This window comes from Lysinibacillus sp. COL-1, assembly GCF_059814265.1.
Window position 1 is genome coordinate 458,861 of sequence record NZ_JCAWSJ010000002.1, and the last position, 22,124, is coordinate 480,984.

Genomic DNA, 22,124 nt, shown 5'->3' on the forward strand with positions numbered 1-22,124 from the left:
GTTTTTTTATGAATTGATTATAGAAATTTGTTCCTTGGGTAATCTAATAAGGAGTTGATTGATGTAAGTAATACAGTTTTTTGAAAAAATTTGATGGTTGTGAAATCCTTTTTCTTCAGTTTTTGCATAGATTGTTTAAAAAAAAACCATACTATAGTTGAATAAAAATTTCATTGTAGCGAAAGCGAGGCATTAGAATGAAGGCAACAGGAATTGTTCGTCGTATTGATGATTTAGGGCGTGTGGTTATTCCGAAAGAAATTCGTAGGACGCTACGTATTCGTGAAGGCGACCCGCTTGAAATTTATACGGACCGTGAAGGTGAAGTCATATTAAAAAAATATTCGCCCATCAATGATTTGGGTGAATTTGCAAGAGAATATGTTGAAACACTTTATGAAACATTAGGAACACCAGCATTTGTCACTGACCGCGATGAGGTAATCGCAGTTGCAGGGATTGGTAAAAAGGAATATATTAACCGTCGCATTACATCCTTTGCGGAGAGCTTCATGGAAGAGCGCTCAACAAAAATAGAAAAAATGGAGACAACGATTGAAATTGTCCCTGGGCAATATGAGCAAGTGAAATCGTATTGTGCGACACCTATTATGGTGAACGGTGATCCGATAGGTTGCATTATTGCCTTATCTAAAGTGCATTTTGTCGGTGAAGTAGAGGTAAAAGTAGTGGAAACAGCTGCAAACTTCTTAGCTAAACAAATGAATAGTTGATGCATGGAAAAGTTATTGCGATGACCTTTAAGGCTGAACAATAACTTTTTTTGCGTACATAAAGATTGGTCAATATAGGAACAGTATAGCTCCTTAGCGCGTCAAACTTTTGAGATATGCTATACTATTGGCATTGTTAAGAAGGAAAGAGGGCAATTTATGTCGCAACGTTTTGGCATGAAAAGCTACATGAAGGGTGCCGCCTTATTGACAATAGCGGCTCTTATTGTAAAGGTTCTTAGTGCAATTTATCGTGTACCTTTTCAAAATCTAGTTGGAGATGAAGGCTTTTATATCTATCAACAGGTATATCCAGTTATATCGATTTTCGTTGTTTGGACATCTAGTGGCTTTGCTATAGCCATTTCTAAAATGCTTGCAGATAATGATTGCATTGTTGATACAATAGAACGTAATCAAAGACGAAGCACTATTATGCGTGTGGTTTTTCGGTATTTGACGGTGTTATCGCTACTGTTTTTTGCTGTTTTATTTGGAGGAGCTGAAAAAATTGCCCAATTGATGGGAGATGCTCAATTAGCACCATTGATTCGCTCAGGCTCATTTGTAGTATTGGTTATGCCAGCATTGGCTATTTTAAAAGGTGGCTTCCAATCTAGAGGCATTATGGAGCCGATTGCTTATGCCCAAGTCCTCGAACAAGCGGTAAGAGTTACTGTTATTTTAGCAGGAACATTTATCATTATGACGACTACTAAATCCCTTTATGGTGCAGGTGAAATGGCTGTTATTGGTACTGTAATTGGTGAAATTACGGCCTTGTTATTACTTGCCTATATCTCATATAAACGTTTTGGGCTAAAGCTAACTAAACTACAACTACATCCTATTTCAAGTTTGCCCATTGTTAAAGAGGTGACATGGCTAAGCTTAAGTGTCAGTATGAGCGGTCTTCTACTACTTGGATATCAGCTTGTCGATTCGTTTACGATATATTCAGCATTAATTGATAATGGCATGAATCCTACAATGGCGAAGGAAACAAAAGGTATTTATGATCGTGGACAACCTTTAGTTCAACTAGGTGTTGTCATTGCATCCTCATTGTCGCTTGCTATTGTTCCGCTTGTTGCTCATTTATCTAAAAAACAAGAGGGGCGCAGTGCAGTTCCATTTATACAATTAACGTACAAAGCGTCCATACTATTCGGCTGGTCTGCAGCCTTGGGTTTAATGCTAGTTATGCCGTATTTAAATGAAATGCTTTTCAAAACGAATACTTTATCCGAAGTATTAATCGTCTATGTATTCCAAATTGTACCATTATCGATTATTCTTACATTTACAGCGATTTTACAAGGCTATGGAAAATTAAAAAAGCCAGCTCTATTTTTAATGCTAGGTTTTCTGCTAAAAATGATACTGAATGTACGATTAATCGGTTGGTTAGGTGTATTAGGAGCGGCTATCGTAAATGATATAGGATTATTATTAACAGCGATTTTACTAATTATTTATTTAAAAACATTGACTGGCATTCAGCTAGCATCTGTCGATTTTTATAAAAAAGTTGGGACAGCCTCTTTCAGTATGGCAGTCGTTGTACTTGTCTGGTTACAGTTTGTATCGGCAATCTTAAGCCATTCACTGTCTTCACGTATGGTAGCTATGGTGACGGGTTTAACAGCTGTATCCATAGGGGCATTTGTTATGCTGACTGTCATTGCGAAGAAACGAGTATTAATGGAGAAAGAGTGGTATTTATTGCCGTTTGGACGTAGAATGGCTGTTTACCAACTTTGGCTCAATTCAAAGAAGTAGGTGTGAATATTGAAAACTTTAACAATTATTGGCTTAGGTGCAGGGGATTTTAATCAGCTGCAAATGGGTGTTTATAGAAAATTAAAGGCTGCTAAAAAATTATATGTACGTACGATAGATCACCCAGTATTAGAGGAATTAGCAGCAGAGGGTGTTAAATTCGAAAGCTTTGATAAAGTATATGAAAAACATGATGCATTCCAGCCTGTCTATGCGGAAATAGCAAATGCACTTATTGAAGCTGCTGCTGTTGAGGATATTATGTATGCTGTGCCAGGCCATCCATTAGTTGCAGAACAGACAGTGCAACTGCTTATTGCAGCAGCGGATGAAGGCAAAATTAAGTTAGTTATTGAGGGTGGTCAGAGTTTCTTAGATCCTATTTTTGGTGCATTAAAAATTGATCCAATAGAAGGTTTTCAATTGCTTGATGGTACCAGTTTTTCAATGCATGACATCAACATGCGTCAACATATTTTGATCGCGCAAGTATACGATACATTTAGTGCCTCGGAAGTAAAGCTAACGTTGATGGAGAAATATGATGACGAGTACCCTGTGACGGTTGTGACGGCTGCAGGGTCTGCACAAGAACAGATTGTTACGGTACCTCTCTATGAACTCGATCAAAGTGTAGAAGTTAATAATTTAACAACAGTCTATGTACCACCTGTCAAATCGCAAGAAGAGGCATTAAAAGATTGGACAACATTCCGTCAGATTATTGCAACGCTAAGAGGTCCAAATGGCTGTCCTTGGGATCAAAAACAAACACATGAGTCGTTAAAAAAATACTTACTTGAAGAAGCACATGAATATTTGGCTGCTATAGATGCTGAGGACGATTTTGCAATGATCGAGGAACTTGGTGATGTGCTATTACAAGTATTTTTACATGCACAAATTGGAGAAGATGAAGGTTACTTTACGCTTGAAGATGTGTTAGCTTCCATTAGTGAAAAAATGATTCGCCGCCACCCACATGTTTTTGGTGATGTTGCAGTGGAAGATGCGGACGATGTTGTGGCCAATTGGGAGGCTATTAAGGCTGAAGAAAAGGGTACTAGCGATAAACCACTATTAGACGAGGAGTATAGATCCTCTTCTGCATTACAAACAGCATATAATTACCAAAAAAGAGCTGCAAAAGTGGGCTTTGACTGGCCAGATGTGGATGGGGCATGGGATAAATTTGTTGAGGAGTGGCAGGAATTTCGCCAGGAAGTAACGAAAGGCTCTAATGCATCCCGTTTGGATGAATTTGGTGACGTGTTGTTTACACTAGTAAATTTAGCGCGTTTCTACAAACTGTCACCAGAAGAGGCTATGCTACATGCAAATGAAAAATTTGCACGACGTTTCGGTTATGTAGAGGAACAGGTAAAGATCAGTGGAAAGTCTTTTTCCGATTTTACATTAGAGCAATTAGATGCATTTTGGAATGAAGCAAAGCGACTAGAAAAGGAGTAAAAAGATGAGACTAGATAAATTTTTAAAAGTATCCCGTTTAATAAAACGCCGCACTTTAGCGAAAGAGGTGGCAGATCAAGGTCGTATCACAATCAATGATAAGGTAGCGAAAGCTAGTAGTACAGTAAAAGCAGGAGATGAGCTAGCTATTCGTTTTGGTCAAAAAATAGTGACTGCACGTGTAGAAGAATTACGTGATACGGTGAAAAAAGAAGATGCCGCAAAAATGTTTACCATTTTGAAGGAAGAAAGACTAGAAAAGGTTGAACCTGAATTTATTGATGATGAGGATTAAAGTTAAATTTATTTTTTAAACCTCCTAATGTTGTCCCACCTTTCTTTTGTGGATGAAAGTATTACACAACTTAAATAAAGTTGTCATGCTTTGAAGGTTGTCCGCATAAAGTGAACAGAAGCTAGGACGACTAAAGGAGGAAAAAAATGACGCTACATCAAGAAAGTAATCGTTACACAATTCCATCTGGAGAGCATATTTTAACGATTCGTAATCGTAAAAGAATGGACATGACTTCTGTAAAATCAATTGAACGCTTTGATCAGGAAGAGTTTTTCATTAAGACGTCCCAAGGGCACTTGTTAATTCGCGGAGAAGAACTGCATATCGTTCATTTAGATGTTGATAAAGGATTATTGACGCTTGAAGGAACTGTAAAAACCTTACAGTACGACGAGGAGGAAAGTGGCTTCTCGAAAGGTTTCCTTCATAAGTTATTTGGATGATTGTTAGTGAACAATTATATCAATTAATTGTCATGGTTTTGAGCGGTATAGCAGTTGGTTTCATTATTGATAGTGTAAGGCTCGTAGTTTTTTCAACTCCAAAAAGGTCAAGCCTTCGAAAGTGGATGATGATTGTTGAATTAATAACATGGATTCTACTTGGGGGAGCGACATACTATTTATTATTTTGGCTAAAAGACGGCGCTTGGCGGGCTTATGACCCGCTAGCGCAAATAGCCGGAATTTTTTTGTATCAATCGTTATTTCAAAATTTTTTACGTTTCATTGCTAGAATTGTGGTGAATATAACTTGGAGACCCTTCTGGTTCATTGTACGCTTCATAGTCGCTGTTATTCGACAAATTTTGCAGCTATTCATAAATATAGTAATGTTTGTTATAAGACCTTTTGTCAAAATTTATTCCTATTTGTCCTACACTTTTTTTAAAAAATTACGATATTTGAAGTATAATAGAAAGCAACAATAATTTTCGGAGGTGCGGGCATGACTAGACGTCATTCATCAGATGATGAACAACAAAATTTCACGAAGCTTGATAATGACTATGTCCGTAACACGGATAGAGCTATAAATCGCAAACAGCAGGCTCGTAAACGTAAATTGCGTCGTATTGTCTTTTTTGCGATTGTACCAGTCATTATTATCGCTCTTCTCTTAAATGTGCTATCACATCAAAATGAAACTTTAGCAGCAAAAGAGAAATTAAAGAAAGAAGCGAATCAGCATCTCACTGAATTGAAAGAAGAACAAGATACATTAAATCTTAAAATCAAACAATTACAGGATGATGAATATATCGCAAAGCTATTAAGAAAAGAGTATTACTTATCTGATGAAGGTGAGATTATTTTTATCATTCCAGATAAGGAAGATAAAAAAGACGACTGAAAAGCTGTGTATTGTTGACACTCTTTTATTGTTATATATAATGAAAAGAGAAGCTTAATGCAATAAAAGGTTTGATTAAATTGATTACATGGCTCAAATGAGTCGCTTAATTTTTAAGGAGGAGCATTTTTTTTATGTCAATTGAAGTAGGCAGCAAGGTACAAGGTAAAGTAACAGGAATCACAAATTTTGGAGCATTCGTTGAGCTGCCAGATGGCAAAACAGGCTTAGTTCACATTAGTGAAGTTGCTGACAATTATGTAAAAGATATCAATGAGCATCTAAAAGTTGGAGATGAAGTTGAAGTAAAAGTGATGAATGTTGAAGCGGACGGGAAGATCGGTCTTTCAATCCGTAAAGCAAAGCCTCAAGCTGAGAGACCAGAACGTCCAGCACGTCCACGTCGTGATAATCGTTCTAATGATCGTAACGAACGCCACCAGCCAAAAGAAAATTTTGAGCAAAAAATGGCACGCTTCTTAAAAGATAGTGATGAACGTCTAGCAACACTTAAACGTGCTACAGAATCAAAACGCGGAGGTCGCGGAGCTAGAAGAGGGTAGTTTGCTGACTGTTTTAATCGTAGAAAAAGTGTATGAAATAGAGTTGGGATTAGCTTTTTAATAAAGCTAATCCCTTTTTTTCATTTACCTACAAAGTAGAAGAAGGTCTCTTTTTCTTTTTTGTGGGGTTTATTGTTTTTTCATCGGCAGAAGCTATGGATGTTTTCTCCACTGGATGAGTAACCATTTTGACAAGTAAGAAAACACCATATACACTCACGGCAAGTCCACAAAGTAATAGGATTATTTGAACAAAAAAAGGTAAATTAATAAGAATTGAAATAAGAATAATCATCGAGCCACTTCCGCAAATTAACGCGGCTTTTGTTAATGCACTCAAGGGAATTTAACCTCCTAAAAAACACTCTTTTCTTTAGTATGCCATATTTTTATACGCAGTCACATAGCTATAAATGAACAGACGGATAGATGGGAATAGTGACAAAATAGATTACAATAAAAATAGGCGCCTCAGAATTTAGTTCTGAGGCGCCTATTTGAGATGACCCGTACGGGATTCGAACCCGTGTTACCGCCGTGAAAGGGCGGTGTCTTAACCACTTGACCAACGGGCCTACTATGGTGGCGGCCGAGGGGATCGAACCCCCGACCTTACGGGTATGAACCGTACGCTCTAGCCAGCTGAGCTAGGCCGCCAATTACTATATGGAGCGGAAGACGAGGTTCGAACTCGCGACCCCCACCTTGGCAAGGTGGTGTTCTACCACTGAACTACTTCCGCACAGTCGTTTAAGCAACAAGTTAAATAATACAAGCCAAACGTGCTAGTGTCAAGTAGGTTTTTTAAAAAAATATATTTCGTAAAAACTAGCATAGAAGAGTATTTTAGCGGATTTTTTGTTCTTACGTAGAAATGTATCGTGGTAACAGTTGAATAAAGTGATTGATAGCTCATAGAATGCCCTCGCACTAAGCTTTATGATGAATAGCAAGTCATTACAATTTTGTTTTTATAAGTGGATTTTTCAACGTTTTTCATAAATGTTAGGCTGTTGCGAAAGAAATTGTTGCCAATTCTCGTATTTATGAATAGCTATTAGTCGAAATATTTATATTTTTTTCTGTCAACGTCAGACAATCTTTCCGCACATAATTTTTTATAATAACCAAAAGTGCGGAAAGGGGATAATCAAATGACAAGTATTGAATGGTATAATACAACGAATGTAGATGACCAAAAGATCGGTATGAAAAAGAAGCAGATCCTAATAGGTTCTCTCTTTTTTTTAACCGCCTTTTTCTTAGCTCAATCTGTTGTATTTGAAGCAGCTGTACCGTTCTCAGTTCCTTTTTGGGCCATTATTCGAACAAAGTATAGGGAGTATGCCAAATTCGTTTTATTCGGTAGTTTAGCAGGTTGTTTTTTCCTTGGTTTTGGACAAGTCTTCATTCTAGCGTTACAAATTGTTATGTATGAATGTATCATGCGTTTCCGTTACTGGCAGTTGCCCCAAAGTATTGCGGTGTCTTTAGCTGTATTACTGGTACAAATAATGTGGCAAGGGGTGATGTATCAAGGCTTGCCACCAGTGCTTGTACAATTTTATGTAGGCTGTGAGGCAGCTCTAGCTCTTATTATGACGCTGTTTATGCAAGTGCTATTTGTTAACTCGTATGAATGGTTTACGAGTCATTGGACATATGAGAAGCTAGGCTCTGGATTAGTCGTGTTTGCTGCCATGCTTACTGGGATGCAAGCAGTTGTGATTAGCTATTTCTCACTCCCCATTTTTTTATTGCAGCTTTTTATCTGTTTTGGTGCATTGGTTGGCAGTGTCCCATTAGCAACAGTAATCGGAGCAGTGCTGGGAACTCTTATCGGTATTGCTAAGCTTTCATTTACCGGGATGCTTTCAGTTGCGACCTTAACGGGGCTGTGTGCAGGAATGGGAGCTAAAGGTGGTAGATTTGGTGTTGCGATCGGTAGTATTTTGCCAAGTGTCTTTTTTTTATTTTATGACGCCACACTGCCTTTAGATAGCGTGTATTTTACCTCCATTGCCATCGGGAGCATTCTTTTTCTAACGATCCCAAAGAAATATTCAGATAGGGTGAGGGACAAGCTTTTCCCACAACGTGAGGAGATTTTACTGGCACGACAGAATTGGTTAACCGAACATGTAACGTATAAATTAGAGCATTTTCAGCATTTTGTACAATTCATGAAGGAGCTTGTATTTGATCGCTTTATGACGGCTCCAGTTGAAGCTGCGAAGGAAGTATCTCCAATGAACACTTGTTTAAGCTGTTTCCGCTATGAACATTGCTGGGGTGCTAAAAATAACGGTATGGACAAGCTTGTGACAGACTGGTTTCATATGAAAGGAGTAGGCAAGGAATCAGCTATTCATCGTGTAGAAGAACAAATACGCTATAAATGCGTAAAATCGACGAAGATTTTCGAGGAATTAGATACAGAGCTTTATAGGGAACGCATTAATGGGCAGTACTTTCATGGTAAAAAAATGATTGCCCTGCAACTTCGTGATATGAGTAACCATTTAAACCAGTTAATCGCTGAGATGAAGGAGGATACAATTTCATTTGTTAGTGTAGAAAAGGATATTGCTGAACGCTTAAAGGATGCCAATATTGAATGTTTTCAACTAGATGTGCTTAGCAATAAGCCAGGTGCAAGAAAGATTGTTTGTGCTTTAGCACCAGCACGTGTCAACTGGGAGGAAGATACAACATTAGCTGAACGCATGATTCTGCCAATTCTTTATGAGATTTTCGATGAACCTTTTGAAATAGAAAAAGTAATAGCCTGTGAAATACCGTTTCGTCATGTTCAAATATGCTTTAGATCAGCTATTAGCTTTGAAGTAGAGTATGATATATATAGCATGTCGAAAGATGCAACACTATATTCTGGAGACTCTCATGCCCTCTTCCAATTGCATCCAGGACTATTTGCCATTTTGCTGTCTGATGGTATGGGGCAAAATAAAGAAGCACAACATGAAAGTAGAAAATTGATCCACTTGATGCGAGAGTGTCTTAATTACAATATGAATCCGGAAACGGCGATGCATACATTGCATTATGTTATGTCATTAAAGCAACAGGATGATATGTATGCAACACTTGATTTTGCACTTGTTGATTTACAGCATGGTGATTTGTGGTCGTGGAAGGCTGGAGGTATGTCGACCTATATTTTACGTGGAAAAGAGGTGCTGAAAGTTGAAAGTAATGCAGCACCTGTAGGATTTTTATCTATTTCAACAGTAGAAGCTGAAAAAAGAAAACTGAAGGCAGGAGACGTTATTTTAATGCACTCAGATGGCCTGTTTTCAAGTGTAGATGATTGGGATGAGCAAGAGGAAACATTTTTAGCTTTTGCACAGCAGGTTGCCAGTACAAATAAAACCATTCAAGAAAAGCTAACAACGATCATGCAATCATTCCAAGGGTATTTTGAAATAGAAGATGACTGTACAGTATTAATGTTAGAGGTGACGCATGTTGTACCGACATGGGCTGTCTTTAGACCAGCTCAGTATTCTATGAGTAATTCATCTTAAAATAACAACGAAAAGGGGAGGAGAAGCGTTTGTCATTTGAATTAAAGGTCAAAACATTTATTGAAGAAGAGCAATTATTACAGCAAGGCGATCATCTTCTCATCGCCGTTTCGGGTGGGGTAGACTCTATGGCGTTACTCCATTACTTTATCCAAACACAGGCGCAGTGGAACATTCAGGTGGAAGCAGTACATGTCGATCATATGTTGAGAGGGCAAAACTCTGCTGCAGATAGAGCATTTGTCCAAAAGTATTGTGACGACAATGGTGTTTACTTACATGCTACAGATATTCCAATACCTGCAATTATGGCACAGGAAAATGGTAATACACAGTTAATTTGTCGTAGGGAGAGGTATCGATATTTCAAAGAAATCTTGAGAAAAACAAATGCCAATAAGCTTGTAACTGCACATCATGCGGATGACCAACTGGAGTCAGTATTAATGGCCCTTACAAAAAATGCAACAATGAACAGTATGCAAGGCATACGTCCTCAACGATGTTTTGAAGGCAAATCATTAATTCGTCCGTTTTTAACGGTTACAAAGTCTGAAATAAGGGAATATTTACTTAGAAAAGGTTTGGATTATCGAGAAGATGCTAGCAATTCCAAAGACACCTATGTACGCAATCGCTTTAGACATCATGTGGTGCCTTTACTGGAGGCAGAAAATCCGAGAGTGACTGAGCAGGTGGCCCATTTCACAAAGCAATTGCAAGAAGACGATACCTTTTTAATGACATTAGCCCAAGATGTATTTTCTCAAACCATCATAAGAAGTAACGAAAATACATATAGCATGGAAATTGAGGCTTTTCAATTGGTACCACTTGCTTTACAAAGGAGGCTCATTTTAATACTATTAAACTATCTTTACAAAGATTCAAATACGATACAAAGTTATGCTTTATTGACTTCAATTTTAAAGCTTTGTGATACAACAGCAGGGTATGCTGAAATTCACTTGCCTGAAGATTTTCTAGCAGTTCGCCTTTACGGGAAATTAACGATTCAGAAGAATAAGCCATTAGAAGGCCAAACATCTCCTGAGAAACAAATGATTACGGCTGCTGATGGATGGACAACACTGACAAATGGTGAACGCTTATGCGTAGTCAATTTGCATGATTTATCGTCTGAATTGCTGACGGATACTGCACAGCTTTTTTATTTTAACGCTAGCAAACTCCAACTACCGCTCTATATTCGAGCACGCAAGGACGGAGACAGAATGCTGTTAAAAGGAATGGATCAGCCAAAACGCTTATCTCGCCTTTTTATAGATGAAAAGATTCCTTTAAATGAGCGAAATAGCTGGCCGTTACTGATTTCTCAATCTGATGAGGTGGTAGCGGTAATTGGTGTGCGTATGGGAATATTTTTTTCAACCACTCCGCAACCAAACGATGATACAGTGCTCATCGTAGACTAAGGTCTTTGTAAAATATTTCACCGTAATTGGTTGAAAATTTTTTGATACATCACGAGGAGGAATCGATATGTTACAAAACGACATCGAAAAAATTATGATTACAGAAGAACAACTGCAAGAAAGAATTGCACATTTAGGTGCACAATTAACAGAGGAATACAAAGATGCATTCCCATTAGCTGTTGGTGTGCTTAAAGGAGCAATGCCATTTATGACAGACCTAATGAAACGCTTCGATTCTTTCATCGAATTGGATTTTATGGATGTTTCTAGTTATGGTAATGCTACTGTGTCATCGGGTGAAGTGAAAATTTTAAAAGATTTAAACACAAGCGTTGAGGGACGTGACGTATTAATTATCGAGGATATTATCGATAGTGGTTTAACGTTAAGCTATTTAGTAGATTTATTTAAATACCGCAAAGCAAAGTCCATCAAAATTGTTACATTATTAGATAAACCATCAGGCCGTAAAGTGGACTTATCTGCTGACTATGTTGGTTTTGAAGTGCCGGATGGCTTTGTTGTAGGGTATGGCTTAGATTACGCAGAAAAATATCGTAATTTACCTTATATTGGTATACTGAAGCCTGAAGTTTATTCTTTCTAAGTTACAAAAACCAGCTATAAATGCAAAGGCCTCCAGCGCAAGTCATGTATTTTTTGTTATGTTTAACATAATTCAAAATCTTGACACAATGTTCAGCTATATCGAGTCCAAGGAACAGGTACAATTACGCTGGGACATATAAAGATGGCCTAAAACTGTTTTGATAACGGCAAAAGTGAACGAAACATTTTTTAAGTAGGGCTTTTCGTTGTATGATGAAATCATGATATGTTAAGATTTTACTTATAATTTTTCTGTTTGTAATGAGGAGGCTGGAGATGAATCGAATATTTCGATATACCATATTTTATTTACTGATTTTCCTAGTGATTATCGGTATTTTTGGTACTTTCAATAGTGGAAATTCACCAACGAAAGAGTTATCTTATCATGAGTTTCAACAAGCTCTAGATAAGAAAGAAATAACAAGTGCTACAATTCAACCTGATAAATCAGTTTACATCGTTGAAGGTACACTGAAAGGTTATGAGAAGGGTCAAAGCTTTACAGTGAATATCCCTCGTGAAAACCAATCTTTAATGGACCGTATCGATGAGGCTGCTAAGGATAAAGATAGTAATATTAGTTTTTTAGCAGCACCAGAAACAAGTGGATGGATTCAATTCTTTACAGGAATTATTCCTTTCATCATCATCATTTTCTTATTCTTCTTCCTAATGAGCCAATCTCAGGGTGGCGGTAATAAAGTGATGAGCTTTGGTAAAAGTAAAGCTAAACTTTATGATGACCAAAAGAAAAAAGTTCGTTTTACAGATGTAGCAGGTGCTGATGAAGAGAAAGCAGAGCTTGTAGAGGTTGTAGATTTTTTAAAAGACCATCGCAAGTTCACTGAAATCGGTGCACGCATTCCAAAAGGTATCTTACTTGTCGGTCCTCCAGGTACAGGTAAAACATTACTTGCACGTGCAGTGGCAGGCGAAGCAGGCGTTCCTTTCTTCTCAATTTCAGGTTCTGACTTCGTAGAAATGTTTGTCGGCGTCGGTGCATCACGTGTTCGAGATTTATTTGAAAACGCGAAGAAAAACGCACCATGTATCATCTTTATCGATGAGATTGATGCGGTTGGTCGTCAACGTGGCGCTGGTCTTGGCGGTGGTCATGACGAACGTGAACAAACACTGAACCAATTATTGGTTGAAATGGATGGTTTCGGAGCAAATGAAGGTATTATTATCATTGCTGCAACAAACCGCCCAGATATTTTAGATAAAGCGTTATTACGTCCAGGTCGATTTGACCGCCAAATTACTGTAGGTCATCCTGATGTAAAAGGGCGCGAAGCAATTCTTAAAGTACATGCACGTAATAAACCTTTAGCAGATACAGTTGATTTAGCTGCAGTTGCTCAACGTACTCCAGGTTTCTCCGGTGCAGATTTAGAAAACTTACTAAACGAAGCAGCACTTGTAGCAGCTCGTAAAAGTAAACGTACGATTAGTATGGCGGATATCGATGAAGCCTCTGACCGAGTAATTGCGGGTCCAGCTAAAGCAAGTCGAGTATACTCAGCCAAAGAGAAAAAACTGGTATCCTTCCATGAGGCTGGTCACGTAGTAGTAGGTCTTGAGCTTGATGAAGCGGATACAGTGCACAAAGTAACAATTGTTCCTCGTGGTCAAGCGGGTGGATATGCGATTATGTTACCGAAGGAAGAACGTTTCTTTACAACAAAGCAAGAGCTCTTAGATCGTATTGCAGGCCTTCTTGGTGGTCGTGTAGCTGAAGAAATTGTTCTTGGTGAAGTTTCTACTGGGGCACATAACGATTTCCAAAAAGTTACAAGCATTGCTCGTGCTATGGTTACCGAATACGGAATGAGTGAAAACCTTGGTGCTATGCAATTTGGTTCAAGTCAGGGTGGCAATGTATTCCTTGGTCGCGACTTTAATTCAGATCAAAATTATTCTGACTCAGTAGCCTATGAAATTGATAAAGAAATGCAAAAAATTATTGATACACAATATGAGCGTACAAAACGCATCCTAACGGAGAAACGTGATTTGCTTGATTTAATTGCCAATACTTTAATGGAGAAAGAAACATTAAATGCACAGGAAATCGAACATTTACGTGATCATGGTATTTTACCAGAGCCAGAGGTCGTAGAAAGTATTGAGGAGAGCACTCCGAAAATTGAAGCGAAGCCAACATTAGATACTATTGGTGAACCAACTGTTGAAAAAGAGCTACTTAGCAAAGAGCCTAACCCAACAACTTTAAATCTGGCAAAAGAAAGTAAAGAACCAAATGATGCTCCTAAAGGTATCGATGAGAAACGTGATTAAAGTAGAAAAGACTGTTTACTAAAATTAGGTAAACAGTCTTTTTCTTTGCCTTTTCTTGCTAATAAGCATTAGGATATATTTATGTAAGACAGTTACATATAACTCTGCTCTTAGGGTGGAGAGAAGATGTAAAGTTAGTGAAAACAGATTGGAGTGTTTAACGTGGGAAATGTAACATTGAATAATGGACTTAAGATGCCTTTGGTTGGTTATGGTGTTTTTCGAGTACCTGAAGGAGATGACCTAGCAGAAGCCGTAAAAACAGCTATTGCTAAAGGTTATCGTAGCATTGATACAGCACAAGTATATCGCAATGAAGAAAGTGTTGGTCGTGGAATACAAGCCGCAATTGAAGAAGGTTTAGTAACTCGTGAAGAACTATTTATCACATCCAAAGTTTGGAACGATGGTCTTTCCTATGAAAAAACACTTGCCGCATATGATAGCAGTTTAGAGAAAATGGGATTAGACTATTTAGATTTGTATTTAGTGCACTGGCCAGGAATTGATCAAAATTATATTGAGGTTTACAAAGCACTAGAAAAAATTTATCAAGATGGTCGAGTACGCTCAATTGGTGTTAGTAATTTCCATGTGCATCATTTAGAAAGCCTTTTGAAGGAAACGACTGTTATTCCTGTTATTAATCAAATTGAATTTCACCCACATTTAACACAAGAGGAAGTACGTGCCTATTGTGAGGATAAGGGTATACAGGTGGAGGCGTGGTCTCCATTGATGAATGGCTCTCTACTTGAAGAAGCGTTGATTCAAGAATTAGCCTCTAAATACAGCAAGACACCTGCACAGATTGTGTTACGCTATGATGTACAGCATCATGTTGTCACAATTCCAAAGACGATGACACCGGCACGTATGTCTGAAAACCTTGATGTTTTTGACTTTGCGTTATCTGAGCAAGAAATGACACAGTTGGATGCATTGAATGATGGTCTACGTTGTGGTCCAGATCCAGAAAAATTTAATTTTAAATGATTTTCAAAGGGGCTGCCTAATTTAGGGAGCTCCTTTTTAAAGAAGCTTTCATCGTTATAGATGAACATCCACTGAAAAAATAAAGTAAGCATTCCGCTCACGCCTTTAGAGGAAGGAGATGAATGCTGAATCAAGGTAAAAAGTATGGTATCATTTTCTAAAGTATTTTATCTTCATTTCAATTAGATTGTAGCTGTCATGTTAGGTTTATGAAAGGTGCAATGATGATAGGGGAGGTGTCAGCCTTGATTTTAGTTTTAGATGCAGGGAATTCTAATATTGTATTAGGTGTCTATGATGACAACGAACAATTAGCTTTCCATTGGCGTATGGTGACGGACCTTCATAAAACAGAGGATGAATATGCTATGCAAGTACTTTCATTTTTTAATCATGCAGGCATTTCATTTGAACAAATTACAGGTATTATTATATCCTCAGTTGTGCCACCAATTATGTTTTCATTAGACGCGATGTGTCAGAAATATTTTCGAAGAAAGCCTTTGGTAGTTGGCCCGGGTGTGAAAACGGGTTTAAATATTAAATACGAAAATCCACGTGAGGTTGGGTCAGATCGCATTGTGAATGCCATAGCAGCTCTAGATTTATATAAAGCCCCTTGTATCATAGTTGATTTTGGTACAGCGACAACCTATTGTTATTTGAATGAGAAGGGCGATTACATGGGTGGTGCTATCGCGCCGGGTATAACGATTTCTACAGAGGCTCTTTATACACAGGCTGCAAGATTGCCGCGTATTGAAATAGTACGGCCTTCACATATTGTCGGGAAAACGACCGTTTCTGCCATGCAGGCAGGTATTTTTTATGGCTTTGTAGGACAAGTAGAGGGCATTGTTAACCGGATGAAAGCACAAAGTAAAGAGGAGCCATTAGTTATTGCTACAGGTGGGCTAGCAAATTTAATCGCAGGGGAGACACAAATCATTGATGTTGTGGATCCGTTTTTAACTTTGAAGGGTTTATATAAGCTATATAAACGTAACCAATAGGAAATGAGGGACATTCCATTTATGAATGATTATTTAGTAAGAGGGTTAGGATTTAATGGGCAAGTTCGTGTGTTTGCAGCTTGTACAACTGCTACAGTAGGTGAAGCGCAAAGTCGTCATGATACTTGGCCAGTTGTGTCAGCAGCTTTAGGTCGTTCAATGACAGCAGCTGTCATGATGGGAGCTATGTTAAAAGGTGAAGAGAAAATCACGATTAAAATTGAGGGTGACGGTCCAATTGGCCCTATGGTAATTGATAGTAATGCACATGGGGAAGTACGCGGATTTGTTACAAACCCCCATGTTCACTTTGATTTAAATGAGCAAGGGAAGTTAGATGTTCGAGCAGGCGTTGGTACAGAAGGATTTCTTACAATTGTTAAAGATCTTGGATTGAGAGATATGTTCTCTGGACAAACACCAATTGTTTCGGGTGAAATCGCTGAAGACTTTACTTATTATTTCGCAACATCTGAGCAAGTACCATCATCAGTTGGATTAGGTGTATTAGTCAATCCAGACAACACTATTCTTGCAGCAGGCGGATTTATTCTTCAATTAATGCCAGGCTGTGAGGAAGAAACAATCAATGAAATTGAACAACATCTTGCTACAATAGAGCCTGTTTCAAAAATGATTGAAAAAGGCTTTACACCAGAGCAAATTTTAGAAGCTGTTTTAGGAAATGGACATCTACAAATTTTAGATTCCATGCCAGTTGAATTTAAATGTCAATGTACAAAAGAGCGGTTTGGTGCAGCAATTTTAGGTTTAGGAGCAGCGGAAATTAGAGAAATGATTGAAGAGGATGGCGGAGCAGAAGCAGAGTGTCACTTCTGCCTAGAGACATACAGTTTTTCTAAGGATGAGCTAGAAGGGTTTATTGATGAGCTCAACGCGTAATCGACGACCTTCAACCACTGTAACACCAAACCAAACGCCTTTACTGCAACGTCGTTTAAAGACAAAGCCTGCTTTAGCTGTCATAGCGATTCTGTTATTAGGAAATATTTTATGGTTCATCAGCTGGTTAATCCCAAACAAAGGTCAGGAAATTGGTAGCGACGAACAAGTCGCTGCCATTGATGGGGATGTGATCACGCGCCAAGAGTGGATGATTGCCATGGAAGAACGATATGGTAAAGAAACACTACAAAATTTAGTAAATGAATCGGTAATGGAAAAGGCAGCAAAAACATATAAAATTAAAGTTACCGATAAAGAAATAGATCTTGAACTTGCGTTAATGCGTTCTGCTCAAGATAAGTTTGATACAGCCATGCAAAATCTATCAGTAGAGCAACTACGCCAAAAAATTCGTTCACAGCTTATATTGGATAAAGTACTCACGAAGGACGTAGTGATAGAGGAAGAAAGTGTTGAAAAGTATTATGAGGAAAATCAGGGGTTATATAATACAAAAACAAGCTATCGTACGAATTTTATTGAAGTCGATTCAAAAAAAGCTGCTGATGAGGCACTAGGTGAATTGAAAAATGGTTCTGATTTTACAGTGCTGGCACGAGAAATATCTGTTGATAGTGCTTCAGCCAGTCTAGGAGGAGATATTGGTTTCCTCACAGAGAATCAGGAGAATGTGGACCCTACCATTATTAATACTGTGAAATCTCTTAAGGCAAATGAGGTAAGTAAAGCCTTTAAGTTAGATAATGGTCATTATGGAATTGTTCAAGTGCAAGAGGTATTAGAAGGACAATCCTTTACATATGACGATGTGAAAGAACATATTGAGCGTGAATTGGCTTTAGAGCAATTGACGCAATCTGTTACACCGGAAGCATTTTGGTCTGAATTTAATGCTACTTGGTATTATGGAGAGTCTAAAAAAGAAAAATAATACATGAAAAGAGTCTGCAGGTTTTGCGGGGTAAAATGAGTCTGATCAAACTTGCAGGCATTCGTAGTGACATACCCAATGGATGCAGATTCTTTTTTTGTAGACAGATGATAAGGCTTTTCCGTTTTAAGTAATGATAAATATTCTGAAAATATAAGTTTTATTTATTGACAATCGAATGGAAAAATTGATAAAATACAAAATAAGTAAAACCTATAAAAATAGTAGGGATTGGGAGTGGATTAGTAAATGAGTAGATTAGCGAATTCAGTGGCTGAATTAGTTGGTAAAACACCAATTGTAAAATTAAATCATGCAACAAATGAAAATGAAGGCACTGTGTATGTAAAATTAGAATATTTTAATCCAGGAAGCTCAGTAAAAGACCGTCTAGCTCTAGCAATGATTGAAGCTGCAGAAAAAGACGGGACATTAAAGCCGGGTGGTACAATCATTGAGCCGACTTCTGGTAATACAGGTATCGGTCTTGCGATGATTGCTGCTGCTAAAGGATACAAAGCGATTTTAGTTATGCCAGAAACAATGAGTTTAGAGCGTCGTAACTTATTACGAGCTTATGGTGCAGAGCTTGTGTTAACACCTGGTCCAGCAGGCATGAAGGGTGCTATTGCTAAAGCAGAAGAACTATCTGCTGAGCATGGCTACTTCCTCCCACAACAATTTACAAATCCAGCGAACGCTGTTATTCACCGTCTGACAACAGGTCCTGAAATTGTAGAAGCATTTGATGGCCTAACACTTGATGCATTTGTAGCTGGCGTTGGTACAGGTGGTACCATTACAGGTGCAGGTGCTGTATTAAAAGAAAAGTATCCAAACATTGAAATCATTGCTGTTGAACCAAAAGATTCACCGGTTCTTTCTGGTGGTCAACCAGGGCCACATAAAATTCAAGGTATTGGAGCTGGATTTGTACCAGAAGTACTAGATACAGATGTTTATTCTGCTGTATTCCCTGTTGAAAATGAGGTTGCTTTTGAAGTAGCACGTAAAGTAGCACGTGAAGAAGGTATCCTATGTGGTATTTCATCTGGTGCTGCCATCTATGCTGCGATTGAAGCGGCAAAACGTTTAGGTAAAGGTTCGAATGTTCTTGCCATTGTACCTTCTAACGGAGAGCGTTACCTTTCAACACCTTTATACCAATTTGAAGACTAAATAAAGATTTTTATGTAAGGGCTCCTTTTTAAAAGGAGTCCTTTTTAGTGCATAAAAATGGACACTATTAAAATTATAAAAATATTCGCTTCTATGTAATATTCAAGTTAAGATGGAATCACACCACATGTTTAAAGGGGAAAATAACTTGAAAACAATACTTACAAAAACATTAACAATGGATGCAGATTCATTTTTTTATAGCTATAAGAAGCAAACAGAGACACAGCAAGCGCATGTGTTTTTAGAGAGTGGACGCGGAGGGCATTTTACGATAGCTGCTTGGAATCCGTTAGCTACTGCACAATCAGTAGAGGAGGGGCTTTTAGTAAACTGGAGAAATGATAGACAAGAAATTTTACAAGGTGAATCTCTAGCTTTACTGGAAGAGCTTGTAGCGGAATATCGAATTTCTTATAATGTGGACCTTCCTGTTTTTCAAGGAGGGGCTATTGGATTTGTTGCATATGATTATGCACGTAAAATTGAAGTACTTCCTAATATGGCAAAGGATGACTTGCAAATACCAGATATCTATTTTTATATTTTTGATAGTTGGGCAGTACATGATGTGAAAACGAATACAGTTACTCTTATGAAGCTAGAAGATAGTGACGTTAACTTGGAAGAATGGGCTAACAACTGGCAGGTTGCAGCACAGTCTGGTTTAGAGGCGCGTAAATTTGAAAAAACAAATGCTGTAGAAGTTGCTAATGATGAGCATGAATTGCTTGTCTCATTTGCAGGAACTGATTTTGAAGCAGCTGTAAAGAAAATTCAAACCTATATAGCACAGGGTGATGTGTTTCAGGTAAACTTGTCTGTTCGTCAGTCCAAGAACTTAAATGCGACTGCGATGGATGTCTACGAGGCTTTACGAGCGTTTAATCCGTCGCCATACATGGCTTATATTGAAGCGCCTGATTTTGCTGTAGTTTCTGGGTCACCCGAGTTATTAGTAAAACGTCATGGCAATGAATTATCGACAAGACCCATTGCAGGTACTCGACCAAGAGGGAAATCCGAAGCGGAAGATTTAGCATTGGCACAAGAGTTGATTGATAATGAGAAAGAACGTGCTGAGCATGTGATGTTAGTGGATTTAGAGCGCAATGATTTAGGACGAGTATCAGCCTATGGAACAGTGGAAGTGGACGAATTTATGGTCATTGAGCGCTATTCACATGTCATGCACATTGTTTCAAATGTACGAGGAGAAATAGCGGAAGATAAAACGAATGCAGATGTTATCCGTGCAATGTTCCCAGGTGGGACGATTACAGGTGCGCCAAAGATCCGCACCATGGAAATTATTGAAGAACTGGAGCCTGTACAACGAGGTTTATACACTGGTTCTATCGGTTGGCTCGGCTATACAGGTGATATGGAGTTTAATATTGTGATCCGTACAGCATTTATAAAAGATGGGGTTGCACATATTCAAGCTGGAGCAGGTATTGTCATTGACTCTGTGCCAGAAAGGGAGTATCAGGAATCCTTAAATAAGGCGAAGGCAATGTGGCAGGCAAAGGCAATGGCAGAGGAGCGAGCAAAATGATTTTAATGATTGATAATTATGATTCATTTATCTACAACATCGTACAATATTTAGGTGAATTTGGTCATGAGATAGTAGTGAAACGAAATGATGATATAACAGTAAAGGAGATTGAGCAACTTGCACCTGATATGATTGTTATTTCTCCAGGACCATGTAGTCCAAATGAGGCAGGTGAAAGCCTGAACATTATTAAATATTTCGCGGGAAATATTCCGATTTTAGGGGTCTGCCTGGGTCATCAGGCACTTGCACAGGTGTTTGGCGGCAATGTCATACGAGCTGAGCATCTTATGCATGGTAAGACATCACCTGTGCTACATGCTGAAGTGGGTTTGCATAAAGGTATGCCAAATCCCTTCCAGGCCACACGTTACCACTCTCTTATTGTAGAAAAAGAGACGTTACCGGCATGTCTAGAAGTAACCGCTTGGACAGAAGAGGGAGAAATTATGGGGCTTCGTCACACGGAATATTCGATAGAGGGTGTACAATATCATCCAGAATCTATTATGACAGAGCAAGGCAAAAAACTATTGCGTCAATTTATAGAGAAGTATGTAGAAGGAGTGGAATAGATGCAGTGCTGGATGAATGGAAACTATATGGACGCACAGGATTTGCAGATTTCTCCATTTGATCATGGCTTTTTATATGGATTGGGCTTTTTTGAAACATTCCGCACATATAGAGGTCAGATATTTCGCTGGGAAGAGCATATGGATAGATTACAGCTTGCTTTATCTCAGTATCACATTCATTTAACCTATCCTGAAAAATTTTTACTTGAAGTTGTGCAACAGTTAAACAAGCTGGCTGGCGGTCAGGATGGCTACTTCCGTTTAAATGTATCAGCTGGAGAACATCATATTGGATTACAGCCGACAGAATATAAACAACCCAATGTCATTATCTTTCGAAAAGAACTTCAGAATACAAAACGTGGGACGGAGAAAATTGCGCAATGGCTTTCAACGCCACGCAATACACCTGAACAAGGATTGCGAGTTAAATCACACCATTATGGTAACAACGTGCTTGGCCGCTTTGAAATGCTATCATTGGCACAACGAGAAGGGTTCTTTTTAACAGAACAGGGCTATGTGGCTGAAGGTGTGACATCAAACGTTTTTTGGGTAAATAATGATATACTATATACGCCTTCCTTAGAGACAGGTATTTTACCGGGTATTATTCGAGCGTGGGTTATAGAGAAGGCCTCTGCACTCGATTTAGAAGTTAAAGAAGGTTTTTATACAAAAGAAGACTTACTACAAAGTACGGAATGCTTCATTACCAATTCAGTACAAGAGCTTGTGCCGATTAGTAGCTTAGAGAATGTGCAATTTTTAGGTAATAATGGGCCGATTTATTCGTGTTTACATGAGGCATTTGTTCAAGAAGTGGAGCAAGGATAGAG

The 22,124-nt window shown here is 38.4% G+C and carries 21 protein-coding genes and 3 tRNA genes; 20 read left to right on the forward strand and 4 right to left on the reverse strand.

The features are described 5' to 3' along the window. The first annotated feature begins 197 nt into the window (after positions 1–197). From spoVT to AC6BKE_RS02815, 8 genes are all read left to right on the forward strand, one after another. Entirely contained in the window at positions 198–734 is a 537-nt protein-coding gene (gene spoVT, locus AC6BKE_RS02780; protein ID WP_036122344.1) for a stage V sporulation protein T, read from the forward strand. 159 nt (positions 735–893) lie between these two features. Beyond that, the gene (locus AC6BKE_RS02785; protein WP_036122352.1) at positions 894–2,516 is read left to right on the forward strand and encodes a putative polysaccharide biosynthesis protein; all 1,623 of its coding nucleotides are present in this window, start codon (positions 894–896) and stop codon (positions 2,514–2,516) included. A 9-nt stretch (positions 2,517–2,525) separates the two neighbouring features. Further along, complete coding sequence (yabN, locus tag AC6BKE_RS02790; protein WP_499855785.1) at positions 2,526–3,986, forward strand: bifunctional methyltransferase/pyrophosphohydrolase YabN; 1,461 nt, start codon at positions 2,526–2,528, stop codon at positions 3,984–3,986. A gap of 4 nt (positions 3,987–3,990) precedes the next feature. Further along, positions 3,991–4,281 carry an RNA-binding S4 domain-containing protein gene (locus AC6BKE_RS02795; RefSeq protein WP_036122359.1) on the forward strand — a complete coding sequence of 97 codons (291 nt, stop codon included), beginning with the start codon at positions 3,991–3,993 and terminating at the stop codon, positions 4,279–4,281. Between the two features lie 146 nt (positions 4,282–4,427). Beyond that, positions 4,428–4,727, forward strand: a complete 300-nt coding sequence (gene yabP, locus AC6BKE_RS02800) for a sporulation protein YabP (protein ID WP_004229167.1) — start codon at positions 4,428–4,430, stop codon at positions 4,725–4,727. After that, complete coding sequence (gene yabQ / locus AC6BKE_RS02805) at positions 4,724–5,215, forward strand: spore cortex biosynthesis protein YabQ (RefSeq protein WP_036122364.1); 492 nt, start codon at positions 4,724–4,726, stop codon at positions 5,213–5,215. The genes yabP and yabQ overlap by 4 nt, the downstream gene beginning before the upstream one ends. Positions 5,216–5,232: 17 nt before the next feature. Then, complete coding sequence (locus AC6BKE_RS02810; RefSeq protein WP_036122366.1) at positions 5,233–5,637, forward strand: FtsB family cell division protein; 405 nt, start codon at positions 5,233–5,235, stop codon at positions 5,635–5,637. A 134-nt stretch (positions 5,638–5,771) separates the two neighbouring features. After that, complete coding sequence (locus AC6BKE_RS02815; protein WP_004229154.1) at positions 5,772–6,200, forward strand: S1 domain-containing RNA-binding protein; 429 nt, start codon at positions 5,772–5,774, stop codon at positions 6,198–6,200. Positions 6,201–6,288: 88 nt separating this feature from the next. Here the strand turns inward: AC6BKE_RS02815 and AC6BKE_RS02820 are convergent, their stop codons facing one another. The 4 genes from AC6BKE_RS02820 to AC6BKE_RS02835 form a co-directional block, all read right to left on the reverse strand. Then, the gene (locus AC6BKE_RS02820; protein ID WP_036122369.1) at positions 6,289–6,540 is read right to left on the reverse strand and encodes a hypothetical protein; all 252 of its coding nucleotides are present in this window, start codon (positions 6,538–6,540) and stop codon (positions 6,289–6,291) included. Positions 6,541–6,703: 163 nt separating this feature from the next. Beyond that, positions 6,704–6,775: transfer RNA gene (locus AC6BKE_RS02825), tRNA-Glu, on the reverse strand. A 5-nt stretch (positions 6,776–6,780) separates the two neighbouring features. Then, a tRNA-Met gene (locus AC6BKE_RS02830) sits at positions 6,781–6,857 on the reverse strand. Between the two features lie 10 nt (positions 6,858–6,867). Continuing rightward, positions 6,868–6,942, reverse strand: a tRNA-Gly gene (locus tag AC6BKE_RS02835). A gap of 412 nt (positions 6,943–7,354) precedes the next feature. Here AC6BKE_RS02835 and AC6BKE_RS02840 point away from each other — a divergent pair. From AC6BKE_RS02840 to pabC, 12 genes are all read left to right on the forward strand, one after another. After that, positions 7,355–9,748 (forward strand): SpoIIE family protein phosphatase, encoded by a 2,394-nt coding sequence (locus tag AC6BKE_RS02840; protein ID WP_141905722.1) that lies wholly within the window; start codon positions 7,355–7,357, stop codon positions 9,746–9,748. Between the two features lie 29 nt (positions 9,749–9,777). Further along, on the forward strand, positions 9,778–11,184 hold the full coding sequence (gene tilS, locus AC6BKE_RS02845) for a tRNA lysidine(34) synthetase TilS (RefSeq protein WP_036120667.1): 1,407 nt from the start codon (positions 9,778–9,780) through the stop codon (positions 11,182–11,184). A gap of 67 nt (positions 11,185–11,251) precedes the next feature. Further along, entirely contained in the window at positions 11,252–11,794 is a 543-nt protein-coding gene (hpt, locus tag AC6BKE_RS02850; RefSeq protein WP_036120670.1) for a hypoxanthine phosphoribosyltransferase, read from the forward strand. A gap of 278 nt (positions 11,795–12,072) precedes the next feature. After that, complete coding sequence (gene ftsH, locus AC6BKE_RS02855; RefSeq protein WP_036120673.1) at positions 12,073–14,100, forward strand: ATP-dependent zinc metalloprotease FtsH; 2,028 nt, start codon at positions 12,073–12,075, stop codon at positions 14,098–14,100. A gap of 195 nt (positions 14,101–14,295) precedes the next feature. Further along, entirely contained in the window at positions 14,296–15,096 is an 801-nt protein-coding gene (locus AC6BKE_RS02860; protein WP_271913508.1) for an aldo/keto reductase, read from the forward strand. Positions 15,097–15,341: 245 nt separating this feature from the next. Beyond that, positions 15,342–16,109, forward strand: a complete 768-nt coding sequence (locus AC6BKE_RS02865) for a type III pantothenate kinase (protein WP_058844489.1) — start codon at positions 15,342–15,344, stop codon at positions 16,107–16,109. Positions 16,110–16,130: 21 nt separating this feature from the next. After that, positions 16,131–17,012, forward strand: a complete 882-nt coding sequence (gene hslO, locus AC6BKE_RS02870; protein WP_499855787.1) for an Hsp33 family molecular chaperone HslO — start codon at positions 16,131–16,133, stop codon at positions 17,010–17,012. Next, the gene (locus AC6BKE_RS02875; RefSeq protein WP_036120685.1) at positions 16,996–17,967 is read left to right on the forward strand and encodes a peptidyl-prolyl cis-trans isomerase; all 972 of its coding nucleotides are present in this window, start codon (positions 16,996–16,998) and stop codon (positions 17,965–17,967) included. Before hslO ends, AC6BKE_RS02875 begins: the two co-directional genes overlap by 17 nt. 249 nt (positions 17,968–18,216) lie before the next feature. Further along, entirely contained in the window at positions 18,217–19,146 is a 930-nt protein-coding gene (gene cysK, locus AC6BKE_RS02880; RefSeq protein ID WP_036120688.1) for a cysteine synthase A, read from the forward strand. Between the two features lie 127 nt (positions 19,147–19,273). Next, on the forward strand, positions 19,274–20,704 hold the full coding sequence (locus AC6BKE_RS02885) for an anthranilate synthase component I family protein (protein ID WP_499855789.1): 1,431 nt from the start codon (positions 19,274–19,276) through the stop codon (positions 20,702–20,704). After that, positions 20,701–21,282 (forward strand): aminodeoxychorismate/anthranilate synthase component II, encoded by a 582-nt coding sequence (gene pabA, locus AC6BKE_RS02890; protein ID WP_036120693.1) that lies wholly within the window; start codon positions 20,701–20,703, stop codon positions 21,280–21,282. The genes AC6BKE_RS02885 and pabA overlap by 4 nt, the downstream gene beginning before the upstream one ends. Then, positions 21,283–22,122, forward strand: coding sequence for an aminodeoxychorismate lyase (pabC, locus tag AC6BKE_RS02895; RefSeq protein WP_271912032.1), 840 nt, complete (start codon positions 21,283–21,285; stop codon positions 22,120–22,122). The last annotated feature ends 2 nt before the right edge of the window (positions 22,123–22,124 follow it).